The sequence below is a fragment of the Chryseobacterium sp. YR221 genome, assembly GCF_900176315.1.
In the GTDB taxonomy this organism is placed as follows: Bacteria; Bacteroidota; Bacteroidia; order Flavobacteriales; family Weeksellaceae; genus Chryseobacterium; species Chryseobacterium rhizosphaerae.
This window is the reverse complement of sequence record NZ_FWXM01000002.1, coordinates 143461-162384: the sequence shown is the minus strand read 5'-3', so window position 1 is coordinate 162384 and position 18924 is coordinate 143461. Positions and strand designations below refer to the sequence as shown.

Here is an 18924-nt window from a genome sequence, read left to right as displayed (position 1 = left end):
GAGAACCGCACCTACAGGCTGCGGTTCTTTTAGTTTACTATTTATTGAGACTTGCTAAATTTGTTGAAAAACTCTTTTCTTCCTTTTTTATCGTAAACATAAGGATCAATAAAATTTTTTGTCCAGTTATTTCTGATTTGGGGAAAGTCTCTTCCAATAAATTTTTCAAGTTCAGTTTTTTTAACATCAATCGCATACACTTTATTTTGGAACGGGAGTGTAATTTGTACTTCATTAATAAAATCAAGGTTTTTCATTAGTCTTACCGATCCATCTACTAGTGCTTTTTGAATAGCATCTCCGCTTAAGTTTTCAGATTGTCTTTGTTTGTCTATTGAACCATTATATCTTATTTGATTTCAGATCTATGAGTAATACCTTCCCAATTATTTTTCTCATAGTAGTCTAATTATTTTATAGCACGTCAAAACTAAAAAAAACTGTAATAATTAATTACGGGAAACCATAACTAGAATCAGCGCGGCCGAAGGCCGCGCTGATTCTAGTTTACAATAAATAACTTATTTCATTCTATGTACAAACTCTCCAATCGTATTCACAAAATCTTGGTTTTTCTCATAATACAGCAGGTGTCCGCCATCAATGGAAGCTACTTTCTGATTGGGAAACTGAAAGGTTTGATAATGTTTTGTTCCTACAGCTTTATCTTTTTTTCCTGTAATAATTAATACCGGGACTCTGATGTCTTTTGTAAGAAGAGTGTAGTCCGTATAATATTCAGGGTATTCTTTGGGCTTTGTAATCACAGCCATCCCGAAATCGATGATCCTTGGATGAAGAGAGTCTATTTTATCCATTTGTTTAATGGTTTCAATATCATCGGTAAGAAATTTATACCCGATACGCTTTTTTCTCATTAAGCTGCTGACTTTTGCAATTTCTGACTGAAGGCTGTCTTTAGAAATGTCTTTGACAGGAGTGTGGAGAAGTTCATTTCCATATTGAATCTGTTCTCTTAGTGATTCATTATTGAGAAAATGTAACGTGACATTGGCTAGGATAAGTCCTTTTGTATATTGAGGATATTTTTTAGCATAATTCACCGCAATAATCCCTCCAAAAGAATGTGCCAGTAAGAAAACCCTGTTCAGTTTCATATGTTGTCTCAGCTCTTCAATATCCTGGATCATTTTGTCAAGGTGATAGTTTTCTGCCTGAGCTGATCCCCCGGAGCCGCGCTGATCCATATAGATCATTTTCATGTTTTTTTCAAGGTTATTTCCTCCCATCAGTTCAAATGAGGGATATCCCTGTCCGGGTCCTCCCGGAACATAGATGCAGGCTTCTCCTTTTCCGGAGACTTTATATTTTATTTTGATATGGTCGGAGGTTTCAAAAAAGCCTTCAGAACTGTTGCCTTGGGCAGAAACAGAAATGATAGATAAGAAGAAACAGAGGAGTAGCGAGATGGTTTTCATATACTAATAACAGTTGAGAGAACCTGTTTATTACTTTTTTTTATGAATTATTTTTCTTAAAAAAGGCTCAACGGTGAAAGTTGAGCCTTTTTCTAATTATTGATGATATAATTACAGAACGGCTAAATATTTAAGATAGGGTTCCAGAATATCTTTGTTGATCAATGGGGGATATGGCATATCACTGTCCTTTATAAAATCGAGAGTATTTTCTGCATCATAATAGTATGTGTTTTTATATACCTCTTTTAAAGTTGCTTTTCCATATACTTTATCTGTGAACATTCCCAACAGGGGGTATAGTGGATCTTCCTCATTATTTTTCCATGTATCCAGCCATTCATTATAGGGAAGGGGTTTCATATCAAATCCGAAGTATTGATTGATCCTGTCAAAAAAATCTGTGATAGAAACATCTCTTTCGGCTAGAGGAGTCAGATGGAATTTCTTGCCTAAAGCATTTTTCTGTCGGGATATATGAACAATTGATTTGGCCATATAATCTACCGGAACCAATTGAGATTTGAAGCCTAAAATAGTAGGGTAGGCCTTATTGGCGATACAGCTTTTCACCAATGCCCCCCACCATTGATAGACTGCTGTAGAGCCTGTCTGTGAATTACTCAATGCGTATCCCAGTCGGAAAACAATCACCGGAACTCCTTTTTCCTCTGCCTTTTGCATAATCTGTTCCATTACCCATTTACTTTGTACATATCCCAAATCTCGGCTTACCGCCTGTAAATCCTGGTGGATATCATCATTTTCATACACCCATTTTTTATGGGTAAACTGATGGCCAAAGCTAAAGACTGCACTTGTAGAAAATAATGAAACCGGTTTTACTTTTTCAGCTGCAGCAAATTTAATGACTTCCTGAAGTCCCAGAATATTAGCTTTTCGGATAATGGAATAAGGTTCAATAAAATTCACAGAACTCCCTGAATGATAAATACAGTCTATTGTTTTTGCTAAATAATTAAATTGTTCCTCTCCAAGACCCAGTAAAGGGTTGTTTAAATCTCCGGTTACCACTTTTATCCTCCCTGTTGTCAGCCAATGGGTAGGAAGTAAAAATTGTTCAAATGCCTGGTGTAAACGTTTTAATGCAATCTGTTCATTTTCTCCCCGAATAAGGCAATAGATGGTGGTTTCGGTTTGCTTCATCAGTTCATCAATAATATGCACTCCCACAAAACCATTAGCTCCTGTCAGCAGTACATTTTGAGGAGAGTTCATTACTGAAGCATCTATATCACTATCGGTTACAGAGATTTCAGGGACAAGCTGGGCATCTTCTAAGAGCTGCTTGATCATACTTTCATTTTGAGCATCATCCTGATGAGAAATATTCTGCCTGGTCCTGTTTTCTATAATATTTGCTTGTGATTCAATTGTTTTGTGAATAAACAGATCCTGTAGTGATATTCTGTCGCGATAAGAATCGGGTAACCTGTTATAGAGTTTAGCCAGGAGCAAAGAATGGCCCCCCAGTTCAAAAAAATTATCAGTGACTTCAATGAATGGGTATTGTAAAATTTCTGTCCAGATTCCGAATATTGTTTTTTCATAATTGTTTCTGAACTCTTTTTTCTCGTCTACAGAAACGAATGCTTTTTTATAATTGTCCAATAAAGCCTTCTTGTCAATTTTTCCATTCGAATTTATAGGGAGTTTTTCCATGATCACAAAGTCATGGGGAATCATATAAACAGGTAGGGTCTGTTTAAGCTGCTCACGGAAGTTTTTGATCAGCAGATTTTTATTTTTATCATCAAGGGGCATTCCGGGATATTCTAAAAATCCGATTAATTTTTTATCATAATCGCTTTCAGGTTTTACTTTTACCACTGCTTTTCCTACACCTTCCAGTTTTGAAATATTTTCTTCTATTTCCTGAAGCTCAATACGGTATCCCCTGATTTTAACTTGATCATCTATTCTGCCTGCATATTCTATTTCTCCGTTAGGTACCCATTTGCCAAGGTCACCTGTTTTATATATTTTTTCTCCTTTTTTTAATGGATGGTCTATAAATTTGGAATCAGTGAGTTCCTGATGTCCAAAATATCCTCTGCTTAGATTTATACCACTCACACAAATTTCACCGGTTTCATGGATCGGTAGAATTTGATCATTTTCCATAATATAAATATCAGTGTTGGCAATAGGGCCTCCGATGGTCATAAGGTCCTCTTCTGATTTTATAATTTTTGACGTTACCCAGATCGTGGTTTCTGTGGGTCCATAAACATTACATATGGTGTGTTTTCCTTTTAATAATGTTTTGCCTAATGCAGGGGATAAATACTCTCCGCCACAAATGATCATCATGGGTTCTATTTTCTCCCAATTTACGGTGTCTGCCAGCATAGACCAGGTACTCGGTGTGGTCTGAGCTACCGTGATTTTATATTTTAAAAGTAATTCGACTATAGCTTCGGGATTCAGCTGATCTTCCTGTGAAGCGACAACCAGTGTGTTTCCTGTCATGAGTATTGAAAATATTTCCAGAACAGAAATGTCAAAAGCGTAGGTGCTTACAGCAAGCATATGTCCTGCAGATCCGGGAATTACCTTTTCTATGAAATAGCTTAATGCATTAACCACATTGATATGTTCCACGGCTACTCCTTTGGGTCCTCCAGTAGAACCGGAGGTAAACATAACGTACATCAGATGATGGGGTTTCAATGTTCTTTCAGGTTTTTCTGCAGACATCGTTTCCCAGTATACATTTTCCCAGCATAAAGATTTTTCAGCCACTTCCTTTGCGGTCTTTTCAAAAGCATTTTCAGTTAGTAACAGTGATATTTTACTTTCACTGCTTATATTTTTCAATCTGTCCTCAGGGTATAAAGGAGGCATTGGAACATAGGCTGCTCCTGTTTTCATAATAGCTAAAAGTGAAATAATAAGCTTTTCACTACGGTCAATCATAAGGCCTATACGGTCATCTGGTTGTATGGAAACGATCCTCATTATATGGTTGGCTAGCTGATTGGCCATTTCGTCCATTTCGCGGTAAGTAAGTTCTTTGTTCTGGTAAATGATGGCGGTTTTATCCGGAACCATTTTTACCTGTTCTTCTATCAAATCTATAATAGTTTTGTGTAGAGGATAAGTGTCATTTGAGGTGTAATTGAATTCAAGGATCTGTTTTAGTTGTTCATCCTGAATAAGTTGTCCTTTGATCATTTTTGGATCAGGTAATGCATTTAAGTTCATGGTTTGTGATATGGGTTTTTAAAAATATTGATAAAAGATATGCTGTACTCTTAAAAAGTAAGAGCAGAATCAGTATGTTTTAATTAATGAAATGGTAGAAAAATGCTGAGTCAATCAGTTATTTTATTTATTGACTCTATTAATTTTAAACGTCTGAGATAAAATGATGGGTACTGAATTTAAATTCAAAAAGTATTTTCAGATTTTCATCTCTTATGGAATTGTGTATCATCTTTTTTTGTGGTTTTCATGGGTTAGTGACAGGAAATAGTAACAAAAAAATGAGTATTTCTGTTAAGAATAAAATAGAATTTTTTTCGCTGGAAAATTAATGAAGGATAAAGTGAAATTCGTGATCACTTAAAGGGAATATTCACATTTTTATTCTTAGAAAGAACGGGGTACAATCTTGATTATTTAATGATATGTAAATGTATTGATAAAAATCATAATATTTCTATTAATATTGATTTATTTTTTAACATATTTGTTTTATGGTTTAAAAATAAATAATCATTATTTAAGTAGGAGGTTACTTCTGAAAAATTGTGAAATTAGAATCTGGAATTACTTTTCGTAAAATTAGAGCTGGTTTTTATTGTCATAACTTAAACAATCATGTATTATTAAATTATTGGTTATATAAGATTTAAGTAAGCTCAGCAATTTTTTTAAACAACCCTGGATAATGGATGACCAATCCATCTTCATCCACTAAGATGTCAGCTTTAAAGTCGGTCTCAATATTTTCGTACAGATATCCTGTAGGGCTTGTTTGGGTATACTGTTGCTTGGCTGGTTTAATATGATTGTTTAAAATATCAATATAAATAACTTCGATCTTCTGCGGATGGTTTTCAGTTAGAATCAAATTATTTATTGGCAGTGTATTGGTAAAAGGGGTTAAAGAGATATCGATATATTTAAACCCTTTCAACTCAGGATGTATAAGGTCGTTGATCTCCCAATGATCCTGTTGTTTTTTTCCTGTTATCTTAGTCTTTATGGTATTGACTTCAGATTCAATTAAAAAATCCAGCATTGTCCAATCTTTATTAAGGATGAGCTGATAATCTACAGTATACATTTTATCCTGGTAACAGCCAATGATTTTTGATGTTACGGTGTAGTTTTTATCATCCTCCTGTATATTGAAATATTCGAGAGACTGATAAATTATTCCTTGCCATATTAATGTTTTCATTTTACTTTGGTGTATTGTATGATCTGTTTTAGAATGTATTGAACAAAATATTGATTAATGGGAGATTCTTCGTTTCCTGATCCTGCTTAATGTTTCCCTTGCTACGCCTAAGAAAGATGCCAGTTGGGTAAGTGATACCCGCTGTAGCATTTCTGGGTATCTGTTTTCAAGATATTCCAGCCTTTCCTGAGCGGAATAGAGTTTGAAAAGATTGGAAAACTCTTCCTGTTTTGTAGCAAACTGACGGATACAATGACGTCCCAGGCTTTCAATTTCATGAGATTCTTTAGCAATTGTGAACAGTTTTTCTTTATTGAAAATAACTGTATGTACTTCTTCACATGCAGCCATATTGAACTCAGATGGCTGTCCACTGCCAAAGCTGCTGATATTGGTAGCTATTTCATTTTCAAAGAAAAATCCGGTGTTCTTTGTCACTCCATTTATCTCATAATATGTTTTAGAAAATCCTTTATCAATAAAGAACAGAGAATGGCAAACCTCTCCTTCCCGCAGCATAATTTCATTTTTTTTAAAATTTTTTTCAGAAAGGGCAGGCTGGAGCAAAGACCAGCTTTCATCAGAAAAAGGAGTGAGAGAACGGAGATAGCTTAATAGGTTTTCCATGCTTAGTTTTTTGCTCTTAAAATTATTAAAAGATTAATATGATTTACTTCCTATTATTCCAGATCCAATGTCATAAAAAGGGCAATCTCGTCGGAATTATTATACAATCTTGTGTTCATACCGGTAATATTGAAGCCCATTCTTCTGTAAAATTGTATCGCAGGATAATTAGTATTCTGGGTTTCAAGTTCAATAACCCGGCAGTTTAATCTTCTGGCTTCTTTAATGGCATTTTTGATCAGCTGTATCCCTGCGCCCTGTCTCCGGTGTTTCTCATGGATCAGAATGTTTTCGATATAAAAGCTGTTGTTCCAGGTTCTTTGCTCACCAATAATCCAGCCTACCAGCTCATGATTCATATACGCTCCGAAAGAATTTCCTTTTTCAATAACTGTATTAAGGGTTTCAAGCTCATCAAGCTTTGTTTCCCATAATTTGGTATAGGAAAAAGCTTTTTCTTTTACCGTAAATTCAAAAACACCGGCATATTCTATGGAAGAGACAGAATATATGGTATCCGTAGTATAGCCATTGTGCCCCCAATTTGTGGAGGGATTGTTGGTAAGCTTTTCCAGTTTTTTTATTTCCATAAAATGATTTTAATAGGAAGTTTATGACATTTCGGTACAGATCTCTACCAGATAATTATCCAGATCTTTGATGTAAGCTGTTTTTTGTCCCCAGGGTTTTACTGTAATATTCTCATATAGAGAGGCACCATTTTTAACGGCTTTTTCTACCAATGTTTCCACATTATCTGTAATAAACCCCAGTTCTATCCCGAAAGGTTTAGTTTCCGATTTCGAGGATAAAAAACCTTCTTTTAAATTGGAACTGGCCAGACTGATCGATGCAAAAGAAATAGTAGTTTCTCCGGTTATCAGCTCACCATAATCCTTTTCTGGAGTGATGAATTTTATTTCTGTATCAAAAGTATTTTTGTAGAAATTCATTGATTTTTCTACCTCTTCTACATACAGGATGACATATTTAAATTTGATCATAGTATAGGTTTAATATTTAATAATTGTTGGATAAAATTATTTTTTCTTGATAATATAGTTTTCATCTACCATCAGTTCGATATGAGGTCCATTCAGCGGATAATATTTCATACCTCCAAAATGACCGAAGCGAAGCGGGTATTTTTGACTCAGGTCCCTTATTTTTGCTCCAAAGGAATTAACATCAACGTCTATACTCTGGTCTTTATACTGTCTGCCATTGGTAAAGAAGAGCATCAGATTACACTGATCATTAAAGTCGAAATCGTGGTAATAAAATACGCTGAGGTTTTCTTCGCGGCATATTGCAGCTAAATCATTAATACAATCTTTTTTGTATACCAGAGGAAGGTTACAGTCAATTCTTATTGAAAAATTTTCAGCGTTATTCTGCCTGAAATCAGAACCTGTCATCTGAATAAACCGATGTTCTATAGTCCTGAATATTTCTCTTTCCGGATCATAGTTTTTGGTATACTGAGCTTCAAAAGGAATATGTCCATCCAAAAGTACTGCATTTTGATCTGTCAGCAGCTCTTCCATTTCAGCAGCTAACTGAAAGTAATAATCAAAAAGCTGATCGTCTCCGATGGTAATCATCACCTGATTGCCATTGATTTTTAGCTGTAAATAGGTTTGAGGGAATTTTGCTTTCAAAACTTCCAGTCTGTTGAGGAAATTTTTAATATCATCCACCTGAACTTTTGTCTCCAGTTCGGCAAGACTATCGGTATGACCACCATATCCCTGCATGAAGCTGAAAAATTTGAAATGATATAAATTTTCAGGAAATTTAAAATACCAGTATACTCCTAAAATCATGGATGAATTGATTGGTGAATTGAATATTGATCAAAATTAAATAAAATTTCACACTCCAAAACATTCAAAACCCTTAAATTTGTGGTCAATAAAAATTTACTTGGATGCTTAGGAAAATTTCAATTGCGGCAGCTGCTGTTTTGTCCGTAGTTACAATCAATGCGCAGAAGAACAAAAATACTCAACTGGAAAGACCGAAATTAGTAGTAGGTTTGGTAGTAGACCAAATGCGTTGGGATTATTTATACCGTTTTTATGGTAAATATGGAAATGACGGTTTCAAAAGGTTGCTGAATACAGGATATTCTTTAAATAATGTACATATTCCTTATGTTCCTACGATTACTGCTTTGGGGCATACATGTATCTATACCGGGTCTGTACCTGCCATCCACGGAATTGCAGGAAACGACTGGACAGATAAGGAAACAGGTAAAGGAGTGTACTGTACGGCAGATGACAGCGTTCAGCCGGTAGGAACTACCAATACTAAAACAGGAAGCCACTCTCCAAAAAATCTATGGTCTACCACAGTAACCGACGAGTTGAGGCTGGCAACGAACTTCCAGGGTAAAGTAATAGGAGTTTCTCTGAAAGACCGTGCTTCTATTCTTCCGGCAGGACATACGCCGAACGGAGCTTTCTGGTTTGACGACAGTACCGGGAACTTTATTACAAGTACATGGTATATGAAGGAGCTTCCACAATGGATCCAATCATTCAATGCTCAGAATTTACCTGAAAAATTGGTGGCTAACGGTTGGAATACCTTACTTCCAATCAATCAGTATACAGAAAGTTCACCCGACAATTCTTCATGGGAAGGTCTATTGGGAAGTGCCAAAACACCTACATTCCCATATACCAATCTGGCGAAAGATTATCAGACAAAGAAAGATAATATCCGTTATACTCCTTTTGGAAATACATTGACATTAAAACTGGCTGAAGCTTCTGTAGAAGGAGAACAGTTGGGTGGAGACAATATTACAGACTTCTTAGCGATCAATTTGGCTTCTACAGATTATGCAGGTCATAAATATGGGCCGAATTCTATTGAGGTTGAAGATGTTTATATCAGACTGGATCAGGATTTGGCTCAGTTTTTCAGCTACCTGGATTCAAAAGTAGGAAAAGGGCAGTATACTGTTTTTCTTTCAGCTGACCACGGAGGAGCTCATTCTGTAGGATTCCTTAAAGAGCATAAAATTACTACAGGCTTTTTTGGAGAAGGAATGGAAAAAAATCTTAATCAGAAACTGAAAGAAAAATTTGGGGCTGATAATTTAATCAATGCTATAGACAATTATCAGGTGTATTTTGATAGAAAAGTATTGACAGATGCTAAACTTGAACTGGATGATGTGAGAAACTTTGCGGTAAAAGAGCTTGAAAAAGACCCTACGGTTTTATATGCTGTTTCTGTAGACAGAGTTCAGGAAGCCAGCATTCCGGAGCCTATCAAACAAAGAATCATCAATGGGATCAACAGACAGAGAAGTGGAGATATTCAGTTAATCTCTCATGACTCTATGCTTCCTCCTTATTCTAAAACAGGAACTACACACAGTGTTTGGAACTCTTATGATTCCCATATTCCATTGATTTTTATGGGTTGGGGAGTTCAGCATGGGGAAAGCAATAAAGAATACCATATGACAGATATTGCACCTACGGTTTCTTCTTTATTGAAGATCCAGTTCCCAAGTGGAAATGTTGGAAATCCAATTACAGAAGTGATGGGTAAATAATCAAACAACATCAGTATATATAAATGGCTGCCTTCAACTATTGAAGGCAGCTTTTATTTTTATAGTATTCATAAAGGTCAGGTTTTATAAAGGGTTTTTATGTTTGAATTTTTCTACACCTTATTCATACGCCTTCATTTTTCACCCGGTATTTCACTTTTTGTCCAATACATTTAAAAAGCTATCTTTGCAAAAATTATGGTTTCCAATATATTGGAATGAAAAGGGAATCGGGTGGAACTCCCGGACTGTCCCCGCAACTGTAAATCGCAACAAAAGTTTCTGTAAAAAACCACTGTGTAAAAACGGGAAGGTACAGAAGGCGAAAGTCAGGAGACCTGCCAGAATAATAATCAAAATATATATTGCTTTCGGAGGAAGAGTAAATTAGTATGGATATAAAAAGATCTTTAGTACTGCTTTTTTCGTCTTATGGCTGCTTTCTTTTTGGACAAGAGAAGGCCTTAGATACTATTTATATATTCGACAGCCAGATGAACAAAGTAAAGCTCTTCCATCACGTAACGAATATTACCAATGAAGATGCTGAAAAAAACTCGACTAACCTTTCCGAATTACTGAGATTTCAATCTTCAGTCTATATCAAAGAAAATGGACGTGGTGCTGTTTCTTCACCTTCTTTCAGGGGGACTACCGCCCAGCAGACTGCTTTTGTATGGAATGGAATTAATATTAACTCCAGTTTTTTAGGACAAGGAGATGTCAATAATATAGCCTTGTTTGGATATGACCAGATCGGAATTAAACCTGGTGGAGGTAGTGTCATTTACGGCAGTGGTGCCATCGGGGGAAGTATTCATTTGAATAACAGCCTTGATTTTAATAAAGGGTTCCATGCTGTTCTGTTTTCAGAATTTGCATCTTTTAATACTTATAATAATGTTGTTAAAGGTTCTTACAGCAATGATAAGTTCAGCTTTAAAGTTTCCGGAAGCCATTCAATAAGCCAGAATGATTATGAAGTAGAAGAAGCGGGCGGAAAGAGGTATACGAATGACAACGGAAAATACTATAATACCAATTTCAATATAGCAGCAGCTTACAAAATTGCTCCCCATCATCAGATCTCATGGATATCAGAGACTTTTAACGGAAAGCAACATTATCCTGTTCGTTTTGGTGACCTGGAAACCAAGACAAAGTACCATACCCAGAATTTCAGAAACCTGATGGCCTGGGATTGGAATACTACGCGTTTCAGCAATTCATTTAAAGCAGCCTATACCGAGGAAAATTTTGAGTATTTTGGAGATATTGCAGGACCAGAAACCAGTGGAGGTGCCGGAAAGAATTATATTTTAAAAAATGATTTCAATTACTTCCTCAATTCAAAATGGAATATCAATATTATCGGGGAATTTCAAGTGAATAAAGGTAAGGGCGAAGGAAGTTCAAAAATAGGTGATATCAGTAGAAATGCTGGATCTATTGCCGGATTACTTCGTTATTTTCCTACCAAAGATTTAAGGTTTGAAGCCGGAATCAAGAAAGACTTTGTGGAAGACTTCAGCTCGCCGGTCTTATTTTCTTTTTCAGGAAAATGGAATGCCAACAAATGGTATGATGTAGGGCTAAGTATTTCAAGAAACTTCAGAGCTCCTTCATTTAATGATCTTTACTGGACTCCAGGAGGAAATCTGGATTTAAAACCGGAAACTTCTTATCAGTTTGAATGGAGAAACCAGTTTAAATTAGGAGACTTTAAATTATCTGTAGCTCCTTACTATATGAATATCCGTGATATGATCCGGTGGCTTCCAACAGCTTCAGGATATTACGGAGCGACCAATACCAATAGAGTAGAGTCTTATGGAGTAGAGTCTCAACTGGAATTTGAGAAAAAGTTTGGAAAGCATATGTTGAAATCAAATCTTGGATATTCTTATACAAAATCCAAAGACCTTGATGTTCAGAAACAGCTGATGTATGTGCCTTTCCATAAATTTACAGGAGGTATAGACTACCAATATGATTTTGTGAAGGTATATGTACAGGGAATGTTTAATGGGCTTACCTATACAGATTCCAATGAAAAAAGAAGTGATGCTTTAGATCCTTATTTTGTGATGAATGCCGGTGCCGGAGCTACATTTCTTACAAATTATACCCTCGGTTTTAAAGTAAATAATATTTTAAATGAAACCTATTATACGATGCTTTCCTATCCGTTACCCGGACGAAATTACAGTATAAGCCTTACTATCAATTTTTAAAATAAATTAATTATATGAATATCAGAAAAATTTTACCTCTTGCGTTTGCTTCCATGTTACTTTTCAATGTTTCATGTAGCAGCGATAGCGACATTGTAGAGCAGCCAGTTACTTACGAAGCCGGAGTGCTTATTTCCAATGAAGGCGGATTTACAACCACTACAGCTGAAGTTTCTTTCGTAAGCAGCAATCTTGCTAATCTGTATGACAAAATTTATGCTTCTAATAACAATGGTGAACCTCTGGGAAAAGTTCTTCAGAGTATAGGTTTTCAGGGAGATCGTGCTTATTTAGTGTCTAATGTTCCCAATAAAATTGATATCGTAAACAGATATACTTTCAAAAAACAAGCTACTGTAACCGCTAATCTTGATGGCGCAAGATATATTGCTTTCTCAGGAAACCAATATTATGTAACCAACAATAACTTTACAACAAATAAAAGAAAGCTGAATGTTTACAATACAGGAGATAATTCTTATGTAAAGAGTATTGATTTTACAAATGCTGCTGAAAAAGTGGTGGAAGCTGAAGGAAAAATTGTTGTACAGACTGATGGTACAGGATATGACGCGAGTTGGAATCCAATTGCAACAGGATATACTATCTCTGTGATAAATCCGTCTACAAATACAGTGAGCCAAACAGTAACTCTTCCTGCCAACGGGATTATTAAAGATCTTATTTCTTATAAAGGAACTGCTTATGCATTGGCTTCCGGGGATACCAATTCTTATATCTATAAGATCAATACTGCAGATGGAACGTTTACAACAACAACTCTTCCTATCCCTAAAGTTCAGAAGCTTAGAGCAGAGGATAATAAATTCTATTTTATTACAGATACCAACAAAATATACGGAATGACTATTGGTGCTGCTGCTGTACCAACAACTCCTATTATGACTGCTATAGGTAATGTATATGGATTTGATGTAATTGATGGCAGAATCTTTGCCTCAGACGCAAGTTTTTCAGCAGACAGTAAAGTGAATGTTTACAGTGCAAGCAATGGAACTCTATTGAGAAGCTTCACAGCAGGAATCGGAACAAACGGTTTCTATAAAAACTAACATACAAGGCTTTGGCCTGTATACATAAATTTTTATTTTTTCATCATTTGTGTTTTTTTTCGGTCGGTCTCATAGAGCCGGCCGATTTTGATTCACATATTAAAATAAAAACCCCGGGCTGGAAATCTTTCCAGCCCGGGGTTTTATGATTTAAAATTATATTTTTAATCCTAATTTTTCTGCTTCAGCAATCACAAATTTTGTTGCCTCATCTTTTTCATTAGGAATTTCTCCTTCAAGAATAGCTTCCTTTACTTTCTCCTTTAAGATACCGATTTCACGGCCTGGTTTAAGCTGGAACATTTCCATGATCTCTTCTCCGGTAATAGGAGGTTGAAAATTCCTTACCTGATCCTTTTCCTCTACTTCTTTGATTTTGACAGCCACATATTCGAAATTCTTTTTAAACTTATCCTGCTTTTTAGAATTTTTTGTGGTGATATCGGCCTTACAAAGGGTAAAAAGATCTTCAAGGTTTTCACCGGCATCAAATAATAATCTTCTTAATGCCGAATCAGATGCATCATCCGTGATCAAGGCAATAGGTCGGGAGGAAAGCTTTACCATTTTCTGAACATACTTCATATCGCTTCCTAAAGGTAATTTAAGTCTTTGAAAAAGAGCTTTTACCATTTTTGAACCTAAGAATTCATGTCCATGAAATGTCCATCCTGTTCCTTCAACAAACTTTTTAGTAGGAGCTTTTCCCACATCGTGAAGAAGTGCTGACCAACGCAACCAAAGATTATCTGTATTCACAGAAATATTGTCTACAACTTCTAGGGTATGGTAAAAGTTATCTTTGTGAGTTTGCCCTTCCACTTCTTCCACTCCCTTAAGCTCTATAAGCTCAGGAATAATAAGTTTTAAAAGGCCTGTTTGTTCCATTAAACTTAATCCTACAGAAGGTCTTTCAGACAGCATGATTTTGTTAAATTCCACCATGATTCTTTCCATGGAAACAATTTCAATTCTTTTGGCTTCCTGTTTGATAGCCTCCAGAGAATTTTCTTCAATGGTAAAGTGTAATGTAGAAGCAAACCTTACTGCTCTCATCATTCTCAACGGGTCATCAGAATAAGTCTGTGCAGGCTCTAGCGGAGTTCTTAAAATTCCTTTTTCCAGATCCTCAATTCCATGAAAAGGATCAATCAGTTCGCCGAAATTATCTTTATTTAAAGAAATGGCCATGGCGTTGATGGTAAAATCCCTTCTTTTCTGATCATCCTCCAATGTTCCACCTTCTACTTCAGGCTTGCGGCTGTTTTCAGTATAACTTTCCTTTCTCGCTCCTACAAATTCAAGATCAAGGTCCTTGTATTTGATCATAGCCGTTCCATATGTTTTAAACACAGAAACTTTTAGTTTAGGATCAATATCCTGAGCTACAGTCTGAGCAAGCTCAATACCATTTTGTTCGGTCACAAAATCTATATCTGTAGAAGCTTTTCTTTTCATTAAAAGATCCCGGACATAGCCCCCAACAATGTATACGGACTGATTATTCTTTTCCGCAGCCTCAGAAATTATTTTGAAAAGTTTTAAATTTTTATTTTGGTTAAGATTAATTTTCATCGTTAGTAAATAGCGTCAAGTTGTACTCATATCACCCATTAATCATAATGAGCATACATTTTATTAATTTTTCCTTCTTCATTAAAAAACATGACTTCAACAGCCTGTTTGTCCATAATAGATTTGTAGAATAATGCAACAGAATCAACTCCTGCAGTAGATTGTATCAGCTCGAAGTGAAGATTAGGAAATTTTTCCAGCGCCTTTCTCCAGTAATCACGAACGGATTGTTTTCCCTGCAGTGAACTTTCCTTTCCTCCTGTAGCCATTGAAATCATTGGAGTGGTGATTTCAATATCATCAGAATAGTGGGATAGAATAGCTTCTAAATCATGAGAATTCCAGACATGTATCCACTCCCGGGCAAAATCTTTATGGTTTATCATATATTGTAATGAGTTGGAATTTTGCAAAGATAGAACTAAAAAAAGAAATCCTGCCGATATGAACAGACAAGACTCTAAAATAAACAGATCAATATATTTTATTCACGAAGAACTTTGATTCGGTTGTCACTCCATATTTTGATCACCGAAGATCCTGAATATTTTGACACTTTATCTCTATCTTCTTCCACAGCATAATCTACAAGACTGATCATCTCATTTGAAATATCTGAAAACTTCAACGGACTTTTCTCACCACTGAAATTAGCAGAGGTAGAAACCAAAGGTTTATTCAGTTTTGTAATTAATTTTTTACAAAAGTCATTTTTTACCAATCTGATACCAATACTGCCATCTTCGGCAAGTAATTCTTTGGGCAATCCGCGGGGATTTTCATAAACAATGGTAACCGGCTTTTCACTAAGATCAATAATTTCCCATGCCATTTCCGGAACATCCACCAGATCCTGAAGTCTTTTTTCAGACTCCACTAAAATGATCATGGATTTATTTTTTTCACGTTTCTTAATGTCAAAAATTTTATTGACAGCCTCTATATTGGTAGCATCACAACCAATTCCCCAAATAGTATCTGTAGGATAAAGAATTGTTCCGCCGGATTTTAATACTTCGATAATATGTTCCATAATGGTATTGAATTCAAAACAGTCTATAAAGGTAGAGAATCTGGGAATTTCAGACAAAAAATTGAGGAATAAATGATATTGTATTTTAATTTTTTTAGGCTTTGGCTAAAGCCAACGGAAGATTTTTTCATAGGAAAACGGGCTAAAGCCCGTTCCTATTGATGATGGAGATGTTTTGTATTAATGATTTATGATTCAAGGGTGAAATAGACATTTTCAAAATGGTTATGCCTTATGTATTGAATTCAATAGAAATGGGCTAAAGCCCATTTAACAAGAAAATATACATGATATGGCTTTAGCCAAAACTATACGGGTAGAGAATCGGGGAATTTCAGACAAAAAATTGAGGAATAAATGATATTATATTTTAATTTTTTTTAGGCTTTGGCTAAAGCCAATGGAAGATTTTTTCATAGGAAAACGGGCTAAAGCCCGTTCCTATTGATGATGGATATGTTTTATATTAATGATTTATAATTCCAGAGTGAAATAGACATTTTCAAAATAGTTATGCCTTACGTGTTAAATTCAATAGAAATGGGCTTTAGCCCATTTAACAAGAAAATATACATGATATGGCTTTAGCCAAAACTTAGAAAATTCTTATGGATATAATTACATCCATCCCAACTTAGATAAATATCTTTCTTCAATAATATTCAGATGATGATAGTTGTGGCCAACGATCAATTTTCCAATGGTTTCTACTGAAATTTCGTTGCCATTAGCGATTCCTGTGTTTTGTAAAGCAGAGGGATTAAGACTTTCTAATAAGATCTGAGAAGATTTTCTTACCAGTTTATATTCTTCGATCAGAGACTCTGGTGTTCTTTCATCTGCGAAAGAGTTATTGGCATATTCATTTTCATCAAATCCCGGAAGATTGTTTTTGTCACCTCTTGCAAAGGCTAATATTCTGTATTGAAAAACTCTTTCGGTATCTGATAAATGCAACAGAAGTTCTTTCAGTGTCCATTTGCCTTCAGCATAAGCAAACCTGGATTGTTCTTCCGTAAGGTTGGAATAAATTCCTATTGTTTTCTCTTCTGATATTTTTAATTCTGCCAACCAGTTTCCTGTTGGCACCTGATCTAGATATCTTTGAATATATTTTTGAAAATCTGTCATGTTTTTAATTTTTTTAAGTTAGATAGATTGTACATTATACAAAAAAATCATGAATTGCTCCACTCATAGAAATTGACGGAATTATACAATTCAAAACCACAGGTAGGGTATAATTGATTTCCGATATCATTGCTTTTACCTGTTTCCAGTAATATACCGCAGGCTTTTGATGATCTGCATAGTTCTTTAGATGCTTCGATCAGTGCTTTAGAATATCCTTTTCCTCTGTGATTTTCATTGACGTATAAGTCATTAAGCAGCCAGTAACGCTGCATTCTTGTGGATGAAAATAGCGGATATAATTGTACAAAACCTGTCAGTTCACTGTTCTCTTCTGCAACAAAAATTTCAGAGTCTTTATTTTCAAGTCTTTCCTGAAGAAATTTTTCTGCTGAAGGAATATCTGATTCTTTATGATAAAAAATCCGATACTGGTCAAATAATGCAGCTAATTGAGGGAGGTCATTAGCGACCGCTTTTCTTATATTTTTCATAAATATTTGGTGATAATAGGTAAATAAAAAGGAGTATTTTATATGATAAATACTCCTTTTTACTATTGTATGTTAAGAAAAAGCTTTCTCTAAATCTGCAATAAGATCTTCTGCATCTTCAATACCAACACTTAAACGAACCAAGTCATCTGTAATTCCTAATTCAGCACGTTTTTCTGCCGGGATAGAAGCGTGAGTCATTAAAGCCGGGTGATTGGCTAAAGACTCTACACCACCTAAAGATTCAGCTAAGGTAAATACTCTTACTTTTTCCAGAAACTTGATGGCATCCTCTTTTTTTCCGGATTTGAAAGTGAATGATACCATTCCTCCAGATTCTTTCATCTGAGATTTTGCAAGCTCATACTGTGGGTGAGATTCTAATCCAGGATAGATTACTTTATCTACAGCAGGATGTGTTTCAAGATATTTTGCTACGGCAAGACCGTTGTCAGAATGTCTCTGCATTCTTAATGCTAAAGTTTTAATCCCTCTCAATACAAGATAAGAATCATGAGGTCCTAAAATACCACCGCTTGCAAACTGAATAAAGTGAAGTTTTTCTCCCAATTCAGCATCCTTAGCGATCAGTGCACCTGCAATCACGTCAGAATGTCCTCCTAAATATTTCGTAGCAGAATGCATCACAATATCAGCTCCTAAATCAATTGGTCTCTGGATGTAAGGTGTAGCAAAAGTATTGTCTACAGCTACTAGAATGTCTTTTCCTTTAGCAATTTCTACTACAGCTTTGATATCTACCAACTTCATCAATGGGTTCGTTGGTGTTTCTACCCAGATTAATTTTGTTTTATCTGTAATTACGTCAGCAATTTTAGAAACATCATCAAAATTCACGAAAGTAAATTTCAGTTGATATTTTTCAAAAAGCCTTGTAAACATTCTGTAAGTTCCACCGTAAAGATCATCTACAGCAATAACTTCGTCGCCTGGGTTTAATAATTTTAAAACACAGTCGATAGCAGCAAGACCTGACCCGAAAGCTAAACCTCTTGCTCCATTCTCAATGCTTGCCAAAGAGTCTTCCAATGCCTGTCTTGTAGGATTGGCAGCTCTTGAATATTCGTATCCGGAATGCACTCCCGGGCTTTTCTGTGCAAATGTAGACGTTAAAAATACAGGTACATTTACAGAACCTGTTGCAGATTCATGATGCTGCCCTCCGTGAATTACTTTTGTATTAAAATTCATATTTATATAATTTGATACTTTAAAAATGGGGTAATTTGAAGATGAGATAATGGTTTTTGATTGTATTATGATCTCATCCTATTTTCAAATTATCAAA

The 18924-nt window shown here is 35.4% G+C and carries 17 protein-coding genes and 1 riboswitch; of the genes, 3 read left to right on the top strand and 14 right to left on the bottom strand.

All coding sequences use genetic code 11. The features are described from left to right. Positions 1-41 precede the first annotated feature (41 nt). From B8967_RS05715 to B8967_RS05680, 8 genes are all read right to left on the bottom strand, one after another. Positions 42-257, bottom strand: coding sequence for a hypothetical protein (locus B8967_RS05715; protein ID WP_084085115.1), 216 nt, complete (start codon positions 255-257; stop codon positions 42-44). Positions 258-521: 264 nt separating this feature from the next. Continuing rightward, on the bottom strand, positions 522-1439 hold the full coding sequence (locus B8967_RS05710) for an alpha/beta fold hydrolase (RefSeq protein ID WP_084085113.1): 918 nt from the start codon (positions 1437-1439) through the stop codon (positions 522-524). 111 nt (positions 1440-1550) lie between these two features. Further along, entirely contained in the window at positions 1551-4667 is a 3117-nt protein-coding gene (locus tag B8967_RS05705) for a non-ribosomal peptide synthetase (protein WP_084085111.1), read from the bottom strand. Between the two features lie 649 nt (positions 4668-5316). Continuing rightward, positions 5317-5871 carry a putative glycolipid-binding domain-containing protein gene (locus B8967_RS05700; protein ID WP_084085109.1) on the bottom strand — a complete coding sequence of 185 codons (555 nt, stop codon included), beginning with the start codon at positions 5869-5871 and terminating at the stop codon, positions 5317-5319. Positions 5872-5925: 54 nt separating this feature from the next. Further along, positions 5926-6498 (bottom strand): Crp/Fnr family transcriptional regulator, encoded by a 573-nt coding sequence (locus B8967_RS05695; RefSeq protein WP_084085107.1) that lies wholly within the window; start codon positions 6496-6498, stop codon positions 5926-5928. Positions 6499-6551: 53 nt separating this feature from the next. Next, the gene (locus B8967_RS05690) at positions 6552-7088 is read right to left on the bottom strand and encodes a GNAT family N-acetyltransferase (RefSeq protein ID WP_084085105.1); all 537 of its coding nucleotides are present in this window, start codon (positions 7086-7088) and stop codon (positions 6552-6554) included. Between the two features lie 21 nt (positions 7089-7109). Beyond that, positions 7110-7502, bottom strand: coding sequence for a VOC family protein (locus B8967_RS05685; protein ID WP_084085103.1), 393 nt, complete (start codon positions 7500-7502; stop codon positions 7110-7112). A gap of 36 nt (positions 7503-7538) precedes the next feature. Continuing rightward, complete coding sequence (locus B8967_RS05680; protein ID WP_084085101.1) at positions 7539-8324, bottom strand: hypothetical protein; 786 nt, start codon at positions 8322-8324, stop codon at positions 7539-7541. A 104-nt stretch (positions 8325-8428) separates the two neighbouring features. Here B8967_RS05680 and pafA point away from each other — a divergent pair, with 104 nt between their 5' ends. The 3 genes from pafA (at position 8429) to B8967_RS05665 (ending at position 13382) form a co-directional block, all read left to right on the top strand. Continuing rightward, positions 8429-10075, top strand: a complete 1647-nt coding sequence (gene pafA, locus B8967_RS05675) for an alkaline phosphatase PafA (RefSeq protein WP_084085099.1) — start codon at positions 8429-8431, stop codon at positions 10073-10075. A 182-nt stretch (positions 10076-10257) separates the two neighbouring features. Then, positions 10258-10436, top strand: a riboswitch (cobalamin riboswitch). A gap of 31 nt (positions 10437-10467) precedes the next feature. Next, a complete protein-coding gene (locus B8967_RS05670) occupies positions 10468-12309 on the top strand; it encodes a TonB-dependent receptor plug domain-containing protein (protein ID WP_084085097.1) in 1842 nt (613 codons plus the stop codon). 14 nt (positions 12310-12323) lie between these two features. Then, complete coding sequence (locus B8967_RS05665) at positions 12324-13382, top strand: DUF5074 domain-containing protein (protein WP_084085095.1); 1059 nt, start codon at positions 12324-12326, stop codon at positions 13380-13382. 156 nt (positions 13383-13538) lie between these two features. On the opposite strand, the gene B8967_RS05660 is transcribed toward B8967_RS05665, so the two are convergent. From B8967_RS05660 to B8967_RS05635, 6 genes are all read right to left on the bottom strand, one after another. Then, positions 13539-14957 carry a CCA tRNA nucleotidyltransferase gene (locus tag B8967_RS05660; RefSeq protein ID WP_084085093.1) on the bottom strand — a complete coding sequence of 473 codons (1419 nt, stop codon included), beginning with the start codon at positions 14955-14957 and terminating at the stop codon, positions 13539-13541. A 38-nt stretch (positions 14958-14995) separates the two neighbouring features. Continuing rightward, positions 14996-15343: a nuclear transport factor 2 family protein gene (locus B8967_RS05655; RefSeq protein ID WP_047492172.1), complete on the bottom strand. Its 348-nt coding sequence runs from the start codon at positions 15341-15343 to the stop codon at positions 14996-14998. A gap of 98 nt (positions 15344-15441) precedes the next feature. Beyond that, positions 15442-15990 carry an L-threonylcarbamoyladenylate synthase gene (locus tag B8967_RS05650; protein ID WP_047492175.1) on the bottom strand — a complete coding sequence of 183 codons (549 nt, stop codon included), beginning with the start codon at positions 15988-15990 and terminating at the stop codon, positions 15442-15444. Positions 15991-16608: 618 nt separating this feature from the next. Next, positions 16609-17121: a DinB family protein gene (locus B8967_RS05645; RefSeq protein ID WP_084085091.1), complete on the bottom strand. Its 513-nt coding sequence runs from the start codon at positions 17119-17121 to the stop codon at positions 16609-16611. 47 nt (positions 17122-17168) lie between these two features. Beyond that, a complete protein-coding gene (locus B8967_RS05640) occupies positions 17169-17615 on the bottom strand; it encodes a GNAT family N-acetyltransferase (protein ID WP_084085089.1) in 447 nt (148 codons plus the stop codon). 72 nt (positions 17616-17687) lie between these two features. Next, entirely contained in the window at positions 17688-18827 is a 1140-nt protein-coding gene (locus B8967_RS05635) for a cystathionine gamma-synthase (RefSeq protein ID WP_047492187.1), read from the bottom strand. Positions 18828-18924: the final 97 nt, after the last annotated feature.